Below are 21743 nucleotides of genomic sequence, written 5' to 3' on the forward strand. Positions count from 1 at the left end.
ATGGCAAATGACATTAACTACCATTTGCGCCTCATTCCGATACCGAGGAGCGTTACCGATGTCGTCACGCAAGCACCTGCTGGCCGCCCTGACCCTCACCCTGTTTGGCGGGGCTGCCCATGCGGCGGATGAAGTGGTGGTGTATTCCTCGCGTATCGACGAGCTGATCAAGCCGGTCTTCGACGCCTACACCGCCAAGACCGGGGTGAAGATCAAGTTCATCACCGACAAGGAGGCCCCGCTGATGCAGCGGATCAAGGCCGAAGGCGAGAACGGCGTGGCCGACCTGCTGCTCACCGTCGATGCCGGCAACCTCTGGCAGGCCGAACAGATGGGCATCCTGCAGCCGATCAAGTCGCCGGTGATCGATGCCAACATTCCGCAAAAATACCGTGCGTCCTCCCATGACTGGACCGGCCTGAGCCTGCGTGCGCGGACCATCGTCTACTCCACCGAGCGGGTCAAGCCGGGCGAACTGACCACCTACGAGGCGCTGGCCGACAAGCAATGGGAAGGCCGCCTGTGCCTGCGCACGGCGAAGAAGGTCTATAACCAGTCGCTGACCGCCACCATGATCGAGACCCATGGCGAGGCCAAGACCGAAGAGCTGGTCAAGGGCTGGGTCAACAACCTGTCCACCGATGTGTTCTCCGATGACAATGCGGTGATCAACGCCATCGCTGCCGGGCAGTGCGACGTCGGCATCGTCAATACCTACTACTACGGTCGCCTGCACCAGGCCGACCCGAAACTGCCGGTCAAGCTGTTCTGGCCCAACCAGGGTGACCGTGGCGTGCACGTCAACCTGTCCGGTATTGGCCTGACCAAGCATGCACCGCACCCGGAAGCGGCCAAGGCGCTGGTGGAGTGGATGACCGGCGAGGAAGCGCAGAAGATGTTCGCCGGGATCAACCAGGAATTCCCGGCCAACCCGAAAGTCGCTCCGTCCGAGGAAGTGGCGGCCTGGGGCAGCTTCAAGGCAGACGACTTGCCGGTGGAAGTGGCGGGCAAGCGCCAGGCTGAAGCGATTCGCTTGATGGACCGGGCTGGCTGGAACTGAGGTTCAGCCCTTATTCTTGCTGGGTCCTTGAGGGCCCTATCGCTGGCAAGCCAGCTCCCACAGGTTTCGCGGTGCACGCGGTCCCTGTGGGAGCTGGCTTGCCAGCGATGAGGCCCTGAAAAACTCCACATCCCTGAGATCCCGCCCCTTGTCCCGCCCCACCCAACGCCGCTGGTACCCCCTGGTCTTCGCCATCGCTGCGCTGGTGATGCTGCCCCTGAGCGTGCTCGTGCTGTCCTGGCAGAGCATCGACCTGCAGATCTGGTCGCACCTGCTCGATACCCAGATGAGCCGCCTGCTGGGCAACACCCTGACCCTGGTGGTGGGCGTCGGCATTGGCGTCACCGTGCTGGGCGTCAGCCTCGCCTGGCTCACCAGCCTCTGCGAATTCCCCGGGCGCCGCTGGCTGGACTGGGCATTGATGCTGCCCTTCGCCATTCCCGCCTATGTGCTGGCCTTCGTCTTCGTCGGCCTGCTGGACTTCTCCGGCCCGGTACAGACCCTGCTGCGCGAGTGGTTCGGGCCGATGCGCCTGCCCCGGGTGCGCTCCACCGGCGGGGTGATCATCGTCCTGGTGCTGGTGTTCTACCCCTACGTCTACCTGCTGGCGCGCAATGCCTTCCTGGCCCAGGGCAAGGGCCTGATGGAGGCGGCGCGGGTCCTCGGGCAATCGCCGTTGCAGGCGTTCTGGCGGGTCGGCCTGCCCATGGCGCGACCGGCGATCCTCGCCGGCCTGGCCCTGGCGCTGATGGAAACCCTGGCGGACTTCGGTGCCGTCTCGGTCTTTAACTTCGATACCTTCACTACCGCCATCTACAAAACCTGGTACGGCTTCTTCAGCCTTTCCAGCGCCGCGCAACTGGCCAGCCTGCTGCTGCTGGCGGTGATGCTGGTGCTCTACGGCGAGCGCCGGGCCCGGGGTGCGGTGCGCAGCAGCAACGAGCGGCCGCGGGGCAAGGCGCTGTACCACCTGCGCGGGATCAAGGCCGCCGCTGCCAGTGGCTGGTGCCTGCTGGTGTTCGCCTGCGCCTTTGTCGTACCGATGCTGCAACTGCTGGCGTGGTTCTGGCTGCGTGGCCGCTTCGATCTCGACGAGCGCTATACCGCGCTGATCCTGCACACCCTCTACCTCGGCGCCGCAGCGGCGCTGATCACCGTCTGCGTCGCACTGGCGCTGGCCTTTGCCCGCCGTCAGTCCTCGGCCCCGGCGATCCGTGCCGGGGTCAGCCTGGCCAACCTTGGCTACGCGCTGCCCGGCTCGGTGCTGGCCGTGGCGATCATGCTCGCCTTCAGCTACCTCGACCGTGAACTGGTGATCCCGCTCTCCGGCTGGCTCGGCGGGGCTGGCAAGCCATTGCTGCTGGGCAGCCTCTCGGCCCTGCTGCTGGCCTACCTGGTGCGCTTCATCGCGGTGGCCTACGGGCCGCTGGAAAACAGCCTGGGGCGCATTCGTCCTTCGCTGCCGGAAGCGGCACGCAGTATGGGTGTCAGTGGGCCGGGATTGTTTTTCAAGGTGTATCTCCCCTTGCTGGTGCCCGGTGCCCTGAGCGCCGCGTTGCTGGTGTTCGTCGATGTGCTCAAGGAAATGCCGGCGACCCTGCTGATGCGTCCGTTCGGCTGGGACACGCTGGCGGTGCGGGTGTTCGAGATGACCAGTGAAGGCGAGTGGGCGCGGGCCTCGCTGCCGGCCCTGACCCTGGTGCTGGTCGGCCTGCTGCCGGTCATCGGTTTGATACGGCGCTCGGCTCGTCATCCGGGTCAGAGTCACTGACGGATGCCACCCGGCCTCCTTGCGGATACAATGCGCGGCATTCGCTGCGGCCGGTCCACGACCGGGTAGCCGGAACGCTGCCCTCAGCCGTAGCTTCGCCACGCCCGGAAGGAGAAACCCATGGGACAGCGTACGCCTCTGTATGACCTGCACCTGGCGCTTGGCGCCAAGATGGTCGATTTTGGCGGTTGGGATATGCCCCTGCATTACGGCTCGCAAGTCGAGGAGCACCATCAGGTGCGCCGCGACTGCGGAGTGTTCGACGTGTCGCACATGACCGTGATCGACATCGCCGGTACCGATGCCGGCGACTGGCTGCGCCATCTGCTGGCCAACGACGTCGCGCGCCTCGATGCGCCCGGCAAGGCCCTCTACAGCCCCCTGCTCAACGATGACGGTGGGGTGATCGACGACCTGATCGTCTATCGCCTCGATGACGGCTATCGCCTGGTGGTCAACGCCGCCACCCGCGACAAGGACCTGGCCTGGCTCGAAGCCCGCCGCAGCGGTTTCGAAGTGCAGTTCCGCGAGCGTCCGGAGCTGGCGATCCTCGCCATCCAGGGCCCGCAGGCGCGGGAGAAGGTCGCCGAGCTGCTCAGCGCCTCACGCGCGGCCCTGATCCGCGACCTGAAGCCCTTCGAAGGCCATTTCGAAGGCGACTGGTTCATTGCCCGCACCGGCTACACCGGTGAAGACGGCCTGGAAATCATTCTCCCCGCCCTGCAGGCGCCGGCCTTCTTCAACGACCTGGTCGGTGCCGGTATCGCCCCGAGCGGCCTCGGTGCCCGCGACACCCTGCGTCTTGAAGCCGGCATGAACCTGTACGGCAACGACATGGACGAACGCCATTCGCCGCTGACCTCCAACCTGTCCTGGAGCATCGCCTGGGAGCCCGCCGAACGCGATTTCATCGGGCGCAAGGCGCTGGAAGCCGAGAAAGGCCGTGGCGTATCCCTGAAACTGGTCGGCCTGGTGCTGGAAGAGCGCGGCGTGCTGCGCGCCCACCAGGTGGTTCGCGTCGCGGAAATTGGCGAAGGGGAGATCACCAGTGGTAGTTTCTCGCCTACGCTGAGCAAGGCAATCGCTCTGGCACGCCTCCCGATAGCGACTGCCGACCGGGCTGAAGTGGAAATCCGTGGCAAATGGTATCCGGTGAGGGTGGTCAAGCCGACCTTCGTTCGCCATGGCCGAATCCTGATCTAAATTAATTCCGGCGGGCCGACCGCTGAACCCTGTTGAGGAACAACCTATGAGCCAAATCCCTGCCGACCTGCGTTATGCCGAAAGCCACGAGTGGGCCCGTCTGGAAGCCGATGGCACCGTGACCGTCGGTATCAGTGACCATGCCCAGCAAGCCCTGGGTGACGTGGTCTTCGTCGAACTGCCTGAAGTCGGCACCGTCTTCGGCGCAGGCGATGCGTCCGGCGTGGTCGAGTCGGTCAAGGCGGCCTCGGATATCTACTCGCCGGTCGGCGGCGAAGTCATTGCCGTCAATGACGACGTGCGCGACAGCCCCGAGCTGGTCAACGAAGAAGTCTACGAGTCCTGGTTCTTCAAGCTGAAGCCATCGAACACGGCCGACCTGGACAAGCTGATGAGCGCCGAGGAATACGCCAAGGCCATCGGCGAGTAAGCCACCCGCAGTTTTTCCCGCACGATCGGCAATCCCTTCCTAGACTCTAATGGCCCCGACACCCATCGGGGCTTGGTCTAGGAAGAGAGAGCTGCCATGTCCTTGTTGCCGTCCCTGAGCCAACTGCACGATCCCAACCCGTTCCTGCGCCGCCATCTCGGCCCCGATGCTGCCGAGCAGCAAGCCATGCTCGACGTGCTTGGTGTCGCCAGCCGTAGCGAGCTGATCGAACAGACGGTGCCGCCCGGCATCCGCTTCAACCGCCCCCTGGACCTGCCCCCAGCCCTGGATGAAGAGGCTGCGCTGGAGCGCCTGCGGGGGTATGCCGAGCAGAACCAGCGCTGGACCAGCCTGATCGGCATGGGCTACCACGCGACCCGCACGCCGACCGTCATCCTGCGCAATGTCCTGGAAAATCCGGGCTGGTACACCGCCTATACGCCCTACCAGCCGGAAATCGCCCAGGGCCGCCTGGAAGCGCTGCTGAACTACCAGCAGATGATCATTGACCTCACCGGGCTGGACCTGGCCAACGCCTCCTTGCTGGACGAAGCCACCGCTGCCGGCGAAGCCATGGCCCTGGCCAAGCGGGTGACGAAGTCCCGCAGCAATCGTTTCTTCGCCGACGAGCACTGCCACCCGCAGACCCTGTCGGTGCTGCAGACCCGTGCCGAAGGCTTCGGCTTCGAGCTGGTGATCGACTCGCTGGACAACCTCGACAAGCACGAGGTATTCGGTGCCCTGTTGCACTACCCCAATACCCATGGCGGCGTGCATGACCTGCGCCCCGCGATCCAGCACCTGCACAGCCAGCAGGCCATCGCCTGCGTGGCCGCCGACCTCCTGAGCCTGGTGCTGCTGACCCCGCCGGGCGAGCAGGGCGCAGACGTGGTGCTGGGCTCGTCGCAGCGCTTTGGCGTGCCCATGGGTTACGGCGGGCCGCACGCGGCGTACTTCGCGTGTCGTGATGAGTTCAAGCGGGCCATGCCCGGGCGCATCATCGGCGTGTCCAAGGACGCCCGCGACAGCCTGGCGCTGCGCATGGCGCTGCAGACCCGCGAGCAACATATCCGCCGCGAGAAGGCGAACTCGAACATCTGCACCGCCCAGGTGCTGCTGGCCAATATTGCCGGCTTCTATGCGGTCTACCATGGGCCTGACGGGCTGCGTCGCATTGCCCAGCGGGTGCACCGGCTGACCACGATCCTGGCCGCCGGGCTTGAGCGCAATGGCGTCAAGCGCCTCAACCCGCACTTCTTCGACACCCTGACCCTCGAGGTCGGTGGCAGCCAGACGGCGATCATCCAGAGTGCCGAGGCGGCGCGGATCAACCTGCGCATTCTCGGTCGCGGCCATCTGGGCGTTGCGCTCGACGAAACCTGCGATGAAAGCACCGTGCTGCGCCTGTTCGATATCTTCCTCGGCGTCGATCATGGGCTGAACATCGCCGAACTGGACGCCGAAGACCTGCCCGCCGGCATCCCCGATGAACTGCTGCGCCGCTCGGCGTACCTGACCCACCCGGTGTTCAACCTGCACCACAGCGAAACCGAGATGCTGCGCTACCTCAAGCAACTGGAAAACAAGGACCTGGCCCTCAACCAGTCGATGATCCCGCTGGGCTCCTGCACCATGAAGCTCAACGCCAGCAGCGAGATGATCCCCATCACCTGGCCCGGTTTCGCCGAACTGCACCCCTTCGTGCCGGTGGAGCAGGCGACCGGCTACAAGGCCATGATCGACGAGCTGGAACGCTGGCTGTGCGCGATCACCGGCTTCGATGCCATCTGCATGCAGCCCAACTCCGGCGCCCAGGGCGAATACGCCGGGCTGCTGGCGATCAGCAAGTACCACCGCAGCCGCAAGCAGGGGCAGCGGGATATCTGCTTGATCCCGGCTTCGGCCCACGGCACCAACCCGGCGTCGGCGCAGATGGCCGGGATGCAGGTGGTGATCGTGGCCTGCGACAACGCCGGCAACGTCGACCTGGAAGACCTCAAACTCAAGGCGCAGGAGGCAGGTGAGCGGCTGTCGTGCCTGATGGCGACCTATCCGTCGACCCACGGCGTGTACGAGGAGGGCATCAGCGAGATCTGCGAGGTTATCCACAGGCATGGCGGCCAGGTCTACATGGACGGCGCCAACCTCAATGCCCAGGTCGGGCTGGCGCGGCCGGCGGATATCGGCGCCGATGTCTCGCACATGAACCTGCACAAGACCTTCTGCATTCCCCATGGCGGCGGCGGGCCGGGCATGGGGCCGATCGGTGTGCGTGCGCACCTGGCGCCATTCGTGGCCAGTCACCCGGTGATCCCGGTGCCGGGGCCGGATCCGCAGAACACTGCGGTCAGCGCCGCGCCCTGGGGCAGTGCGAGCATCCTGCCGATCAGCTGGATGTACATCGCCATGATGGGGCCGCAACTGGCAGATGCCAGCGAGGTGGCGATCCTGTCTGCCAACTACCTGGCCGAGCGCCTGGGTGGGGCGTTTCCGGTGCTGTATCGCGGGCGTAACGAGCGGGTGGCCCACGAATGCATCCTCGACCTGCGGCCGCTCAAGGCGCAGACCGGGATTAGCGAGGAGGACGTGGCCAAGCGCCTGATGGACTATGGCTTCCATGCCCCGACCATGTCGTTCCCGGTGCCGGGGACCTTGATGGTCGAGCCGACCGAGAGTGAGCCAAAGGCCGAGCTGGATCGCTTCGTCGAGGCGATGTTGAGCATTCGTGCGGAAATCGCCGAGGTGCAGAACGGCAAATGGCCGGCGGAGGACAACCCGCTCAAGCGGGCGCCGCATACCCTGGCGGATGTGCTCGGCGTCTGGGACAGGCCCTACAGCCTGGAGCAGGCGGTGGCGCCGAGCGCCCATGCCCGGGCGCACAAGTACTGGCCGGCGGTGAACCGGGTGGACAATGTGTATGGGGACAGGAATCTGTTCTGTGCCTGTGTGCCGGTCGAGGATTACCGCTGAGAGTGTTGTTGTTCTTCAGGGCCTCATCGCTGGCAAGCCAGCTCCCACAAGGACCGGGTGCACCTCAGGACCTGTGGGAGCTGGCTTGCCAGCGATGAGGCCATCAGCAGCACTACATGAGATCAGATTGATCTCCTCTTGAGTCGTCACCCCCGCCGCAATCTTCCTCAATCCATTCTCCCGCAGCCCGTCCATCCCCTCGCTGCGCGCCAGCTTCCTCAACTCCAGCACATCGCACTCCGGCCCGATCAACCCGGCAAGCCGCTCATTCAGCTCCAGCACCTCGTACACCCCGGTTCGCCCGTGATAACCGGTCTGCCGGCATTCCCGACAGCCGACGGCCCCTGCCGAGGTCTTGCAGGCCACGCACAAAGTCCGCACCAAGCGCTGCGCCAGCACCCCCACCAGCGTCGCCTTGATCAAATAATACGCAACCCCCAACTCCAGCAACCGGCCAATGGCCGAACACGCATCGTTGGTATGCAGCGTGGACAGCACCAGATGCCCGGTCAGCGCCGCCTGGATCGCCACCTGCGCCGTCTCCAGGTCGCGGATCTCGCCGACCATGATGATGTCCGGGTCCTGGCGCAGCAGCGCACGCACGCCGCTGGCGAAGTCCAGGCCGATGCCCGGCTGCACCTGGGTCTGGTTGAACGCGGGCTCGACCATCTCGATCGGGTCCTCGAGGGTGCAGACGTTGACCTCGGAGGTCGCCAGTTGCTTCAGCGCGCTGTACAGGGTGCTGGTCTTGCCCGAGCCGGTCGGCCCGGTGACCAGAATGATGCCATTGGGCCGGCGCAGCAGGCGTTGCCAGCGTTCCAGTTCGGCGCCGTCGAAGCCCAGGGCCTGGCTGCCCTGACGCAGCAACTGCGGGTCGAAGATGCGCATGACGAGCTTTTCGCCAAAGGTGGTCGGCAGGGTCGACAGGCGCAGTTCGACTTCATCGCCGGCCGGTGAGCGGGTCTTGATCCGCCCGTCCTGCGGGCGACGTTTTTCCGCGACATTCATCCGCCCGAGGTTTTTCAGGCGGCTGGTGATGGCCAGGGTCACCGCCGGTGGAAACGGATAGGCATCGTGCAGCACGCCGTCGATGCGCAGGCGCAACCGGCCCTGCTCACGGCGCGGTTCCAGGTGGATATCGCTGGCGCGCTGCTCGAAGGCGTATTGCAGCAGCCAGTCGACAATGCTGACGATATGCGCGTCATCCGCATCCGGCTGGTCGTCGCCCAGCTCCAGTAGCTGCTCCAGGTTGCCACTGGCCGGGGCCGTGGCTTCAAGCTGGCTGGCATCACTGACCGAGCGGGCGAGGCGGAAGAAGTCCTGGCTGATCTGGCGAATCCGCAACGGGCTGGCGACAACGCGCACCACCCGGCGCTTGAGTGCCCGGGTCAGGTCGGCTTCCCAGGAGCAGACCCACGGTTCGGCACTGGCGACGGTGACGCTGTCGGCGCTGTGCGCCACGGCCAGGATGCCGTGACGGCGGGCGAATGCGGCGGACATCAGCCCGGTCATGCCGGGCAGGTCGATGCCCAGCGGATCGAGACGCAGGAAGGCTTGGCCGGCTTGCTGTGCCAGCCACTGGCACAGGCTGTCGAGGTCGAGGCGTCGACCGGGGTGGCGCAGGTCTTCGAGATGCTGGTTGGCGATGCTCTCGAGCGGGTGTTCGCCCGGCGTCTCATGTTTGAAGCGCTGGCGGCAGTCAGCAGGGACAAGGCGCTGGGCGATCAGGCGGTCCAGCAGCGGGATAAGCTCGAGAGGGCGGTCCATTGGCGACGTCCTTTGCAATGGAAATTGCCAAGGCTAGCCGCGCTCCGCCCGCCCGCAGGGTCAGAAGCGTTGCTGGATCTTTCCCCGGTCGTCGCCATTGAGCAGCGCGGTACGCAGCACCACCTCGCAGACACAGATCAGGTTGCGCATCTTTTCCGCGATCAGTTGGGCGCGATGCCAACTCAAACCATCGATGGCGATGTCCACCCGCAGCAGGTCGGCTTGCTGCTGCATCTGCACGCCCTGAGGCAGCAGACATTGCAGGGCGAACAGGTTGAGGATGCGGCAGAGGCTGTCGGATTCCGGCTCGACCTGCAGTTCATAGTGATAGCGCACCTTGTTGCTTTCGCCGCCGATGAGGTCGGCATCGTGCAAGCGCACAGCGGCGAAGTGGTCAGGGCGTTCGAGAGCGGTCATGGGAATCCTCCAAAAGCAGTGAAGGAATCTTTGCACGGCGAAGCGGAGATTTTTTACCTATCATTGGCCGTCACAGCTTTTTTTCGAATTGTTTAAGTCGCGAATCGGCGATTGGAGAAATAATCATGCCTAGCGAGCTGGACGCCTATGATCGCCGCATTCTGGCCCTGCTGCAGGACGATGCTTCGCTGTCCAGCGCGCAGATCGCCGAGAAGGTGGGACTGTCGCAATCGCCGTGCTGGCGCAGGATCCAGCGGCTGAAGGACGAAGGGGTGATTCGCGGCCAGGTGACCCTGCTGGACCGCAAGAAGATCGGCCTCAACACGCAGATCTTCGCCGAGGTGAAGCTCAACGCCCACGGGCGTTCCAACTTCGCCGAGTTCACCGAGGCGATCCGCGGTTTTCCGGAAGTGCTGGAGTGCTATGTGCTGATGGGGGCGGTGGACTTTCTGCTGCGCATCGTCACCCCGGATATCGAGGCCTACGAGCGCTTCTTCTTCGAGAAGCTGTCGATGGTGCCGGGGATCCAGGAGGTCAACTCGACCGTGGCGCTGTCGGAGATCAAGTCCACGACCAGCCTGCCGGTGTTGCGCTGAGGAGGGAGGCGGACGGGCCGTGACGCCCGTCCGCAGTGGCACGGCCTACTTGCGCGCCAGGTGTTTCCAGCCACGGCTCTGGGCCACGGCAAAGGCTTGCTGGACGCGGGCGTCGAGGACTTCGTCGCTGATCGGCTGGTTGGCCAGTTGTTGCAGCTTGATCAGTTCGCCGTACAGACGGTCCAGCTCCGGCGCTTCCAGTAGCACGCTGCGACCGTAGTGCAGCCAGCCCAGCAGGCGCTCGATACGCGGCAGCTGTTCAGCGAGGTCTTCCGGCTGCTGCTGGTACAGCGGCAGTTGCAGGGCCTTGGCTTCATCGCCCAGCTCCACAGTCAGCCAGTTGGCCAGTGCCGCCGCGCCCTGGCGTTCGCCGCGCTTGTTGCGCTCGGCGGTCCAGCCACGGGCGAGCAACCAGCGCGAGGTGTCCAGGGAGAACTGGCCCCAGCGCGGGTCCAGCAGTTCTTCGGCGAACTGCTCGGGGGCGGCGCGGCGGATGTCTTCGTCGTCGTTGCCGGCCAGCACCAGGGTGCGCCAGTCTTCCAGCAGGGCGTCGAGGCGAGCGCGCAGCTCACGGGTGGTGGCCCGTGGTGCGGCCTGGCCGAGGCTGCTGGCCAGGGCACGCAGTTCGCCCAGGCATTGCACCCAGTCCTGCAGCAGGCGCCAGTGGCCGGTGTGCTGGTATTGCTCGGCCAGGCGCTGGCTGCTGGCCAGCAGGTGCCAGGCGATGGCCGAGAAGGCGTCGTCCAGCGACATTTCCGGGTCCAGTTCGGGGGCCGGCAGGTTGACGTGGTAGCTGCTCGGGTCAAGCAGGCGGTAGCCGCGCTCGGCCTTGCTGATGTCGCAAGGGAACAGCGGCAGGCTTGCGGCCAGCTCGGCGGCCAGTTCCAGCAGGGCTTCCGGCTCGCCTTCGCGCAGCTCAAGCTCCAGCTCGCAGATTTCTTCCTTCTGCTTGCCGGCGCTGACGGTGCCGAGGTCCAAGGCGGCTTCGATGACCACCTTGGACTTGCCGCGGCCCCAGGCGATATCGGCGAACTCACGCACGAAGTCGGTGGTGAACAGCGGCTTGATGGTCTTCTTGTCCAGCTCGGCCAGGGCCTCGGGCCAGCAGGTGTCGTCGAGCTTCTTCAGGTCCAGCTTGGCCTTGGGCAGCTCCCACTGGAACTCGTTGCGCTCGGACAGGCCGGCGACGCTGTTGCCGCGGGTCTTCAGGGTCTGGATCACCACGTCGCCGTCACGGCGCAGGCGCAGGGCGACCTTGGCGGCGGACAGATCGCGTTCCGGGGTGTCGAAGTACTGGTTGAGCAGTTCGCGCTGCTGCCAGCCGGACTTGTTGCGCTTTTTCAGCAGCGGATGCTCGCGCAAGGCGGCGAGGGTCTCGCGGCTGATCCGCAGTTTGATTTCGGTTTCTTTATTCATTGCCGGGTAACCAGGCTGGAAGGGCGGGGTACGTCTTGGCCGTGCAGTGTACAGGACTCGGCAGTCCACGGTTTATTCATGCAGCCCGATGGCCCTATGATGGGGCTCGTTTCCAGGAGAACGCGCATGCCGTTGCCATCGCTCAAGGACCAGTTCGCCGCGTTGATCGCCGCGCCTTCGGTCAGTTGTACCCAGCCGGACCTGGACCAGTCCAACCGCGCGGTGATCGACCAGCTCGCCAGCTGGCTCGGCGACCTGGGTTTCTCCTGCGAGATCCAGGAAATCACCCCGGGCAAGTTCAACCTGCTCGCCAGCTTCGGCAGCGGCCCCGGCGGCCTGGTGCTGGCCGGGCACAGCGACACCGTGCCGTATGACCCGCAACTGTGGAAAACCGACCCGCTGAAGCTCAGCGAGGTCGGCGACCGTTGGGTCGGCCTGGGCGTGTGCGACATGAAGGGCTTCTTCCCGTTGATCATCGAGGCGGTGCGGCCGTTGCTCGACCAGCCGTTCAAGCAGCCGCTGCTGATCCTGGCGACCTGCGACGAGGAGAGCTCGATGTCCGGGGCCCGCGCCCTGGCCGAGGCCGGCAGGCCGCTGGGCCGCGCCGCGGTGATCGGCGAGCCTACCGGGCTGAAGCCGATCCGCATGCACAAGGGCGTGATGATGGAGCGCGTCGACATTCTCGGGCGCAGCGGCCATTCGTCGGACCCGTCCCTGGGGCATAGCGCGATGGACGCCATGCACGAGGTGATGGGCGCGCTGATGGACCTGCGCAAGCAATGGCAGCGCGAGTACAACAATGCCCAGTTCAGCGTGCCGCAGCCGACCATGAACTTCGGCTGCATCCACGGTGGCGACAACCCCAACCGGATCTGCGGCCAGTGCGCCCTGGAGTTCGACCTGCGGCCGCTGCCGGGCATGGACCCGCAGGTGCTGCGCGCGGCGATCCGCAGCAAGCTGGCGCCGCTGGCCGAGCAGCACCAGGTGAAGATCGACTATGCGCCGCTGTTCCCCGAGGTGCCGCCGTTCGAGCAACGCGCCGATGCGGAACTGGTGCAACTGGCCGAACGTCTTACCGGTCATGTCGCCGAAGCGGTAGCCTTCGGCACCGAAGCGCCTTATCTTCAGCGCCTGGGCTGCGAGACCCTGGTCCTTGGCCCCGGCGATATCGCCTGCGCCCACCAGCCCGGCGAGTACCTTGAACTGTCACGCCTGGAGCCTACAGTGCGTCTGTTGCGTGAACTGATTCAGCATTACTGCCTCGACTCGGCGATTGTCCGTTGAGTCCAACCCCTTCATTCCAGAGGAGAACGCGTGTGACGTCTTGCCTGCTGCGACGATAAAGCTCGAGCGCTGTGTGCCGTTCCGTTCTTGATTCACTTTCTACAGGCTCAGGTCATGCCCGAATACGTCAACTGGCTGCGTCATGCTTCTCCCTACATCAATGCCCACCGGGACTGCACCTTCGTGGTCATGCTCCCGGGAGACGGGGTCGAACACCCCAACTTCGGCAATATCGTCCACGATCTGGTGCTGCTGCACAGCCTCGGGGTGCGCCTCGTGCTGGTGCATGGTTCCCGTCCACAGATCGAAAGCCGCCTGACCGCTCGCGGTCTGAGCGCCCATTATCACCATGGCTTGCGCATCACCGATGCGGCGACCCTGGAGTGCGTGATCGATGCCGTCGGGCAATTGCGCATCGCCATCGAGGCGCGCTTGTCGATGGATATGGCCGCCTCGCCGATGCAGGGCGCTCGCCTGCGGGTGGCCTCGGGCAACCTCGTCACTGCACGGCCGATCGGCGTTGTTGAAGGCGTCGACTATCACCACACCGGTGAAGTGCGTCGGGTCGACCGCAAGGGTATCGGGCGCCTGCTGGACGAGCGTTCGATCGTCCTGCTGTCGCCGCTGGGTTATTCGCCGACCGGCGAGATCTTCAACCTTGCTTGCGAAGACGTCGCTACCCGCGCGGCCATTGAACTGGGCGCGGACAAGCTGCTGCTGTTCGGCGCCGAGCCGGGCTTGCTGGATGCTTCGGGCAAGCTGGTGAAGGAGATTCGTCCGCAACAGGTGGCGCCGCACCTGGAGCGCCTCGGTAGCGATTACCAGGGCGAGTTGCTGGATGCCGCGGCGGAGGCCTGCCGGGGCGGCGTGGCGCGTAGCCATATCGTCAGTTATGTGGAAAACGGTGCGCTGCTCAACGAGCTGTTCACCCGTGGCGGTGGCGGTACGCTGGTCGCCCAGGAGCAGTTCGAGGTGGTGCGCGAGGCGGCGATCGAGGATGTCGGTGGCTTGCTGGAGCTGATCAGCCCGCTGGAAGAGCAGGGCATCCTGGTACGTCGCTCCCGCGAGGTACTGGAGCGCGAGATCGAGCAGTTCAGCGTGGTGGAGCGCGAGAGCAATATCATCGCCTGTGCGGCGCTGTATCCGATTGCCGATTCCGATGCCGGCGAGCTGGCGTGCCTGGCGGTGAATCCGGAGTATCGCCATGGCGGGCGCGGGGATGATCTGCTGGAGCGGATCGAGGAGCGGGCGCGGGCGTTGGGCTTGAAGACGCTGTTCGTGCTTACGACCCGGACGGCGCACTGGTTCAGGGAGCGGGGGTTTGTGCCGAGCGGCGTAGAGAGGCTGCCGGCGGCAAGGGCTTCGCTGTACAACTACCAGCGTAACTCGAAGATCTTCGAAAAAGCGTTGTAAGGCTTTAGGGCCTCATCGCTGGCAAGCCAGCTCCCACAGGTTCAGCGGCGCCGCGGACACTGTGGGAGCTGGCTTGCCAGCGATGAGGCCATAAGAAACGCCGCCTATATCAGGCGGCGTTTTCAGTTACACGGTATGCAGATACCAGTTGTACTCAAGGTCCGAGATCGAGTGCTCGAACTCCTCCAGTTCACTCTCCTTGCACGCGACGAAGATGTCGATGTACTTCGGATCGATGTACTTGTTGAGGATCTCGCTGTCGTCCAGCTCGCGCAGGGCATCGCGCAGGTTGTTCGGCAGGCTTTGCTCGACCTGTTCGTAGGCGTTGCCTTCGACCGGGGTGCTCGGCTCGACCTTGTTGGTCAGGCCATGGTGCACGCCCGCCAGTACCGCAGCCATCAGCAGGTACGGGTTGGCGTCGGCACCGGCCACGCGGTGCTCGATGCGCACGGCATCGGCGCTGCCGGTCGGCACGCGCAGGGCCACGGTGCGGTTGTCCAGGCCCCAGCTCGGCGCATTCGGCACATAGAACTGCGCACCGAAACGACGGTACGAGTTGACGTTCGGGCAGAGGAACGCCATGGACGCGGGCAGGGTCTCGAGCACACCGCCGATCGCGTGACGCAGCGCGGCGTTCTGCTCGGGATCCTCACTGGTGAAGATGTTCTTGCCATCCTTGTCCAGCACCGAGATATGGACGTGCAGACCATTACCCGCCTGGCCTGGGTACGGCTTGGCCATGAAGGTGGTGTCCATCTCATGGTCGTAGGCGATGTTCTTGATCAGGCGTTTCAGCAGCACCGCGTAGTCACAGGCCTTCAGCGGGTCGGCGACATGGTGCAGGTTGACCTCGAACTGCGCCGGGGCGCTTTCCTTGACGATGGCGTCGGCCGGAATGCCTTGTTCCTTCGCACCCTCGAGGATGTCCTGGAGGCAGTCGACGTATTCGTCGAGGTCGTCGATCAGGTAGACCTGGGTCGATTGCGGGCGTTTGCCGGAGATCGGCGAGCGTGGCGGCTGCGGACGGCCGTTCACGTTCTCCTGGTCGATCAGGTAGAACTCCAGTTCGAACGCGGCGCAGATGGTCAGGCCGAGGTCGTCGAACTTGCTCACCACCTGGCGCAGGACTTCCCGCGGGTCGGCGAAGAAGGGCTCGCCTTCGAGTTCGTGCATGGTCATCAGCAGTTGCGCGGTCGGGCGCTTCTGCCAGGGTTCGTTGGACAGGGTGCCAGGGATTGGATAGCAGATCCGGTCGGCGTCGCCGATGTCCAGGCCCAGGCCGGTGCTCTCGACGGTGGAGCCGTTGATATCCAATGCGAAGAGGGAGGCAGGCAGGTTGATGCCCTTCTCGTAAACCTTGTGGAGGCTGGTGCGCTCGATGCGCTTGCCGCGCACCACACCATTCATATCTGCAATCAGAAGGTCAACGTAGAGAACCTCAGGATGTTCCTTAAGGAACGCGTTCGCTTCGTTAAGCTGAACGGCACGCGGGGGTACCGACATGATGCAACACCTTTGTTGTTAAAAATATCAATCAATTGGGGCTTGCAACCCCAGTCAATCGGAAAGCCGGAGTGAAGTCAAGCAAGCGCCATGATGCCCTAAAAGGGCGCCTTTGCGGCATTTTTGCTGCAATTGGGGGCGTCCACAAGGCCTGCTTTGGTCGCCCAATGACAGAAACGTGAAAGCCGTGTTTTATTTTTTACGGGGGTGTTGTGTAAAAAAATGAACAAGGCTAAGCTCGGTCGCAACCCATAACATCAATAATACCGGGGGTTACATGTTACGCCTGCCGATCATCGGCGATAGCGGCTGCCCAGCGTGGGCAGGCCTGTCCGCCCTTTCCGCGAGCTGCGAGCACTCCATGACGGAGGCGCTGGCGCCGGCCAAAATAGTTGACGGCCAAGGCGACGTGTTCCCGAAAGATTCACCCTCTCGTACTGCCATTCATGACTATAGTCGCCTCCCCCGCATCCCGATGGATGCCGGCGATGCATTCTCCCTGCGCGCCTTTTGCTTTGGGCCAGCGGGGCATCCAGAATGCTTGAAACGGCCTGCCAAAGGCGTTTCGACCACAGTCCAGGCATTTACCTCCCGAGGTATGTATGAGTAGCAGCAATCTCGACCAGCTCACCGATTGGCTGAAAGAGCACAAGATCACCGAAGTCGAATGTCTGATCAGCGACCTGACCGGTATCACCCGGGGCAAGATCTCGCCGACCAACAAGTTCATCGCGGAAAAGGGCATGCGCCTGCCCGAAAGCGTTTTGTTGCAGACCGTGACCGGCGACTACGTCGATGACGACATCTATTACCAGTTGCTCGACCCGGCCGACATCGACATGATCTGCCGCCCCGACGAGAACGCCGTGTTCCTCGTGCCATGGGCCATAGAGGCGACTGCCCAGGTGATCCACGACACCTACGACAAAAAGGGCAACCCGGTCGAGCTGTCGCCGCGCAACGTGCTGAAGAAAGTCCTGAAACTCTATGCCGACAAGGGCTGGCAGCCGATCGTGGCGCCGGAAATGGAGTTCTACCTGACCAAGCGCTGCGAAGACCCGGACTTCCCCCTGCAACCGCCGATCGGCCGCTCCGGCCGCCCGGAAACCGGCCGCCAGTCCTTCTCCATCGAAGCTGCCAATGAATTCGACCCGCTGTTCGAAGACGTCTACGACTGGTGCGAACTGCAGAACCTCGACCTCGACACGCTGATCCACGAGGACGGCACCGCCCAGATGGAGATCAACTTCCGTCACGGCAACGCCCTGTCCCTGGCCGACCAGATCCTGGTGTTCAAGCGCACTATGCGCGAGGCCGCGCTCAAGCACAACGTTGCCGCCACCTTCATGGCCAAGCCCATGACCGGTGAGCCGGGCAGCGCCATGCACCTGCACCAGAGCATCATCGACGTGAACACCGGGAAGAACATCTTCTCCAACGAAGACGGCAGCATGAGCGAGCTGTTCCTTTATCACATCGGTGGCCTGCAGAAATTCATCCCCGAAGTGCTGCCGCTGTTCGCCCCCAACGTCAACTCGTTCCGCCGCTTCCTGCCCGACACCTCGGCGCCGGTCAACGTGGAATGGGGCGAGGAAAACCGCACCGTCGGCCTGCGCGTCCCGGATGCCGGCCCGCAGAACCGTCGCGTGGAAAACCGCCTGCCCGGCGCCGATGCCAACCCTTACCTGGCCATCGCCGCCAGCCTGCTGTGCGGCTACATCGGCATGGTCGAAGGGGTGAACGCCAGTGCGCCGGTCCAGGGCCGTGGCTACGAGCGGCGCAACCTGCGCCTGCCACTGACCATCGAGGACGCCCTGGAGCGCATGGAAAACTGCCGGGCGCTGGAAGCCTACCTGGGCAAGAAATTCATCGCCGGCTACGTCGCGACCAAACGCGCCGAGCATGAAAACTACAAGCGCGTGATCAGCTCCTGGGAACGCGAGTTCCTGCTGTTCGCGGTCTGATTAACCCCCGGGGCCGCAGGAGCGCGGCCGCCAGAAATCGGAGAAGCACATGAGCGTCAAGAACCCGCAAACCCGCGAGTGGCAGGACCTGAGTCGTGATCATCACCTGGCGCCGTTCAGCGACTATAAACAGTTGCAGGAAAAGGGCCCGCGGATCATCACCAAGGCCCAGGGCGTGCACCTGTGGGACAGCGAGGGTCACAAGATCCTCGATGGCATGGCCGGGCTGTGGTGCGTAGCGGTCGGCTACGGGCGCGAAGAACTGGCCGAGGCGGCCAGCAAGCAGATGCGCGAGCTGCCGTACTACAACCTGTTCTTCCAGACCGCTCACCCGCCGGCGCTGGAGCTGGCCAAGGCCATCTCCGATGTGGCCCCGGCCGGCATGAGCCATGTGTTCTTCACCGGTTCCGGCTCCGAAGGCAACGACACCGTGCTGCGCCTGGTGCGTCATTACTGGGCGCTGAAAGACAAGCCGCAGAAGAAGGTGATCATCGGCCGCGTCAACGGCTACCACGGCTCCACCGTGGCCGGTGCCAGCCTGGGCGGTATGTCCGGCATGCACGAGCAGGGCGACCTGCCGATCCCGGGCATCGTCCATATCCCGCAGCCGTACTGGTTCGGCGAGGGCGGTGACAAGTCTCCGGAAGAGTTCGGCATCTGGGCTGCCGAGCAACTGGAGAAGAAGATTCTCGAACTGGGCGTCGACAATGTCGCGGCGTTCATTGCCGAGCCGATCCAGGGCGCGGGCGGGGTGATCATCCCGCCGGACAGCTACTGGCCGAAGATCAAGGAAATCCTTGCCCGCTACGACATCCTCTTCGTCGCTGACGAAGTGATCTGCGGCTTCGGCCGTACCGGCGAGTGGTTCGGCTCCGACTACTACGATCTCAAGCCCGACCTGATGACCATCGCCAAGGGTCTGACCTCCGGCTACATCCCCATGGGCGGCGTGATCGTCCGTGACGAAGTGGCCAAGGTGGTCAGCGAAGGCGGCGACTTCAACCACGGCTTCACCTACTCCGGGCACCCGGTGGCCGCGGCGGTGGGCCTGGAAAACCTGCGGATCCTGCGCGACGAGAAGATCGTCGAGCGTGTTCACGGGGAAACGGCACCCTATTTGCAGAAACGTCTGCGCGAGCTGAACGACCACCCGCTGGTGGGCGAAGTGCGCGGCCTGGGCATGCTCGGCGCGATCGAGCTGGTCAAGGACAAGGCGACCCGCAGCCGTTACGAAGGCAAGGCCGTCGGCATGATCTGCCGGCAGTTCTGCTTCGACAACGGCCTGATCATGCGCGCCGTGGGCGACACCATGATCATTGCGCCGCCGCTGGTGATCAGCCGTGATGAGATCGACGAACTGATTGAAAAAGCCCGCAAATGTCTGGATTTGACTCTGGAAGCACTGGGCTGACGAGCTGCTAGGCTGGCATGGTGGCTTTGCGGCATGCCAAGGCGTTGAAAGGACGCCTTGGATCTTGCCAGACTAGCGCCTGTTTCCAGTCGCTCCCTGGCGCCGACAGGGCAGGCCGCGGAACAGATGGCTTTATAAAAATTCTGGAGCATTAACGCATGAATAAAATGGGCAAGACGCTGTTGGCCGTGTCCCTCGGGATGCTGGTCGGTACCGTGCAGGCGGATGACAAGGTCCTCCACGTCTACAACTGGTCCGACTACATCGCCCCGGATACCGTGGCCAAATTCGAAAAGCAGACCGGCATCAAGGTCGTCTACGACGTATTCGACAGCAACGAAACCCTCGAAGCCAAGCTGCTGGCCGGCAAATCCGGTTACGACGTGGTGGTCCCGTCGAACAACTTCCTGGCCAAGCAGATCAAGGCCGGCGTTTACCAGGAGCTGGACAAGTCCAAGCTGACCAACTGGAAGAACCTCGACGAAGACCTGCTCAAGGCCGTCGGCGACGCCAGCGACCCGGGCAACAAATACGCCTTCCCCTACATGTGGGGCAGCATCGGCATCGGCTACAACCCGGAGAAGGTCAAGGCCGCGCTGGGTATCGACAAGATCGATTCGTGGGACGTGGTGTTCAAGCCGGAAAACATCGCCAAGCTCAAGAGCTGCGGCGTGAGCTTCCTCGATGCGCCGACCGAAATGATCCCGGCCGCGCTGCACTACCTGGGCAAGCCGACCGCAAGCAAGGACAAGAAGGACCTGCAGGCCGCCGAACAGCTGTTCCTGAGCATTCGTCCGTCGGTCACCTACTTCCACTCCTCCAAGTACATCTCGGACCTGGCCAACGGCAACATCTGCGTGGCCGTGGGCTACTCGGGTGATCTGGAGCAGTCCAAGGCCCGCGCCCATGAAGCCGGCGACAAGGTCAAGCTGGACTACGTGATTCCGAAGGAAGGCGCCGGCACCTTCTACGACATGGTCGCCATTCCGAAGGATGCCGAGAACGTCGAAGCCGCCTACCAGTGGATGAACTTCCTGCAACAGCCGGAAATCATGGCCGAGATCACCAACGCCGTACGCTTCCCGAACGGCAACAAGGCGGCCACCCCGCTGGTGGACAAGGACATCACCAGTGACCCGAGCATCTACCCGTCGGACGCGGTGAAGAAGCAGCTGTACGCCATCAGCGACCAGGATCCTCAGACCCTGCGTCTGATCACCCGCAGCTGGACCAAGATCAAGTCGGGCAAATAAGCCGACCTGAGCCCGGGGGCGCGGCGCAAGCCGCGTCCTTGACGGCTGTAACAGAAATTTTTTTTGCTGGATGGGTGTATCGCAGGTAAGTTGCGCGCCGGTTCGGTGATCCGGCAATCACGTTTGCCGCTCGCCACACGGGCACTAAATGTAGAGGACCTCCCACTTGTCTATTTCCGTATTTCGCCAGGCCGTCATGGCCGGAGCGGGTCTGACGCTGGCATGCAGCGTCCAAGCGGCGCCCACGGTGCACATCTATAACTGGTCGGACTACATCGGCCAGACCACCCTCGCGGACTTCGAAGCGAAAACCGGCATCAAGCCGAAGTACGACGTCTTCGACTCCAACGAAACCCTGGAAGGCAAGCTCCTGGCCGGTCGCACCGGCTATGACGTGGTGGTGCCGTCCAACCATTTCCTCGGCAAGCAGATCAAGGCGGGCGCTTTCCAGAAGCTCGACCGTGCCCAGTTGCCGAACTGGAACAACCTCGACCCGGCCCTGCTCAAGCGCCTCGAGCGCAACGACCCGGGCAACCAGTACGCCGTGCCGTACCTCTGGGGCACCAACGGCATCGGCTACAACGTCGAGAAGGTCAAGGCCGCGCTCGGCACCGACAAGATCGATTCCTGGGCCACCCTGTTCGAGCCCGAGAACCTCAAGAAGCTGTCCAGCTGCGGGGTCGCCTTCCTCGACTCGGCAGACGAAATGCTCCCGGCGATGCTCAACTACCTGGGCCTCGATCCCAACAGCCAGGACCCCAAGGACTACAAGAAGGCCGAGGAAAAGCTCCTCGCCATTCGCCCCTACGTGACCTACTTCCACTCCTCCAAGTACATCTCCGACCTGGCCAACGGCGACATCTGCGTGGCCGCCGGCTTCTCCGGCGATGTCTTCCAGGCCAAGGCCCGTGCCGAAGAGGCGGGCAAGGGTGTGGACGTGGCGTATGTGATTCCCAAGGAAGGCGGCAACCTCTGGTTCGACATGCTGGCGATCCCCAAGGATTCCCAGAACGTCAAAGAGGCCCATGCCTTCATCAACTATCTGCTTGAACCCGAGGTGATCGCCCAGGTCAGCGATTACGTTGGTTACGCCAACCCGAACCCCAAGGCTGGCGAGCTGATGGACCAGGATGTCCGGAAAGATCCAGCGGTCTACCCACCGCAGGAAGTGGTCGACAAGCTTTACGTCAATTCCGAGTTGCCGCCCAAAGTGCAGCGTTTGATGACCCGTATCTGGACCAAGGTCAAGACGGGCAAATAATAAATCCGGACCCGCCACGGCAGG

16 protein-coding genes are annotated in these 21743 nt (G+C 63.9%); 12 read left to right on the top strand and 4 right to left on the bottom strand.

All coding sequences use genetic code 11. From position 1 onward, the window contains the following. Positions 1-58: 58 nt before the first annotated feature. The 5 genes from PSEMO_RS09725 (at position 59) to gcvP (ending at position 7434) form a co-directional block, all read left to right on the top strand. On the top strand, positions 59-1060 hold the full coding sequence (locus tag PSEMO_RS09725) for an extracellular solute-binding protein (RefSeq protein ID WP_075802857.1): 1002 nt from the start codon (positions 59-61) through the stop codon (positions 1058-1060). A 208-nt stretch (positions 1061-1268) separates the two neighbouring features. Beyond that, a complete protein-coding gene (locus PSEMO_RS09730) occupies positions 1269-2831 on the top strand; it encodes an ABC transporter permease (RefSeq protein ID WP_372239109.1) in 1563 nt (520 codons plus the stop codon). Positions 2832-2951: 120 nt separating this feature from the next. Further along, entirely contained in the window at positions 2952-4034 is a 1083-nt protein-coding gene (gcvT, locus tag PSEMO_RS09735; protein WP_075802859.1) for a glycine cleavage system aminomethyltransferase GcvT, read from the top strand. A gap of 46 nt (positions 4035-4080) precedes the next feature. Continuing rightward, positions 4081-4464, top strand: coding sequence for a glycine cleavage system protein GcvH (gene gcvH / locus PSEMO_RS09740; protein ID WP_075802860.1), 384 nt, complete (start codon positions 4081-4083; stop codon positions 4462-4464). Between the two features lie 96 nt (positions 4465-4560). Further along, positions 4561-7434 (top strand): aminomethyl-transferring glycine dehydrogenase, encoded by a 2874-nt coding sequence (gcvP, locus tag PSEMO_RS09745; protein WP_075802861.1) that lies wholly within the window; start codon positions 4561-4563, stop codon positions 7432-7434. 15 nt (positions 7435-7449) lie between these two features. Here the strand turns inward: gcvP and PSEMO_RS09750 are convergent, their stop codons facing one another. Both PSEMO_RS09750 and PSEMO_RS09755 read right to left on the bottom strand, forming a co-directional pair. Further along, the gene (locus tag PSEMO_RS09750; protein ID WP_075802862.1) at positions 7450-9201 is read right to left on the bottom strand and encodes a GspE/PulE family protein; all 1752 of its coding nucleotides are present in this window, start codon (positions 9199-9201) and stop codon (positions 7450-7452) included. 60 nt (positions 9202-9261) lie between these two features. Continuing rightward, the gene (locus tag PSEMO_RS09755; protein ID WP_075802863.1) at positions 9262-9618 is read right to left on the bottom strand and encodes a hypothetical protein; all 357 of its coding nucleotides are present in this window, start codon (positions 9616-9618) and stop codon (positions 9262-9264) included. Between the two features lie 125 nt (positions 9619-9743). Between PSEMO_RS09755 and PSEMO_RS09760 the strand changes: the two genes are divergently transcribed. Then, the gene (locus tag PSEMO_RS09760; RefSeq protein WP_075802864.1) at positions 9744-10214 is read left to right on the top strand and encodes an Lrp/AsnC family transcriptional regulator; all 471 of its coding nucleotides are present in this window, start codon (positions 9744-9746) and stop codon (positions 10212-10214) included. 45 nt (positions 10215-10259) lie between these two features. Here PSEMO_RS09760 and PSEMO_RS09765 read toward each other — a convergent pair whose 3' ends face one another. Then, entirely contained in the window at positions 10260-11630 is a 1371-nt protein-coding gene (locus PSEMO_RS09765; protein WP_075802865.1) for a CYTH domain-containing protein, read from the bottom strand. Positions 11631-11756: 126 nt separating this feature from the next. Between PSEMO_RS09765 and argE the strand changes: the two genes are divergently transcribed. After that, entirely contained in the window at positions 11757-12914 is a 1158-nt protein-coding gene (gene argE / locus PSEMO_RS09770; RefSeq protein WP_075802866.1) for an acetylornithine deacetylase, read from the top strand. A 114-nt stretch (positions 12915-13028) separates the two neighbouring features. Next, complete coding sequence (gene argA / locus PSEMO_RS09775; RefSeq protein WP_075802867.1) at positions 13029-14327, top strand: amino-acid N-acetyltransferase; 1299 nt, start codon at positions 13029-13031, stop codon at positions 14325-14327. A 126-nt stretch (positions 14328-14453) separates the two neighbouring features. Here argA and PSEMO_RS09780 read toward each other — a convergent pair whose 3' ends face one another. Further along, positions 14454-15830 (bottom strand): glutamine synthetase family protein, encoded by a 1377-nt coding sequence (locus PSEMO_RS09780; RefSeq protein ID WP_042121108.1) that lies wholly within the window; start codon positions 15828-15830, stop codon positions 14454-14456. A 602-nt stretch (positions 15831-16432) separates the two neighbouring features. Between PSEMO_RS09780 and PSEMO_RS09785 the strand changes: the two genes are divergently transcribed. From PSEMO_RS09785 to PSEMO_RS09800, 4 genes are all read left to right on the top strand, one after another. Next, positions 16433-17794: a glutamine synthetase family protein gene (locus tag PSEMO_RS09785; RefSeq protein ID WP_075802868.1), complete on the top strand. Its 1362-nt coding sequence runs from the start codon at positions 16433-16435 to the stop codon at positions 17792-17794. Between the two features lie 49 nt (positions 17795-17843). Further along, entirely contained in the window at positions 17844-19205 is a 1362-nt protein-coding gene (locus PSEMO_RS09790; protein ID WP_075802869.1) for an aspartate aminotransferase family protein, read from the top strand. 158 nt (positions 19206-19363) lie between these two features. After that, positions 19364-20458, top strand: a complete 1095-nt coding sequence (locus PSEMO_RS09795) for a polyamine ABC transporter substrate-binding protein (protein ID WP_075802870.1) — start codon at positions 19364-19366, stop codon at positions 20456-20458. A 166-nt stretch (positions 20459-20624) separates the two neighbouring features. Further along, on the top strand, positions 20625-21719 hold the full coding sequence (locus PSEMO_RS09800) for a polyamine ABC transporter substrate-binding protein (RefSeq protein ID WP_075802871.1): 1095 nt from the start codon (positions 20625-20627) through the stop codon (positions 21717-21719). Positions 21720-21743: the final 24 nt, after the last annotated feature.

The sequence above is a fragment of the Pseudomonas putida genome (assembly GCF_001941965.1).
GTDB classification, from domain to species: domain Bacteria; phylum Pseudomonadota; class Gammaproteobacteria; order Pseudomonadales; family Pseudomonadaceae; genus Aquipseudomonas; species Aquipseudomonas putida_L.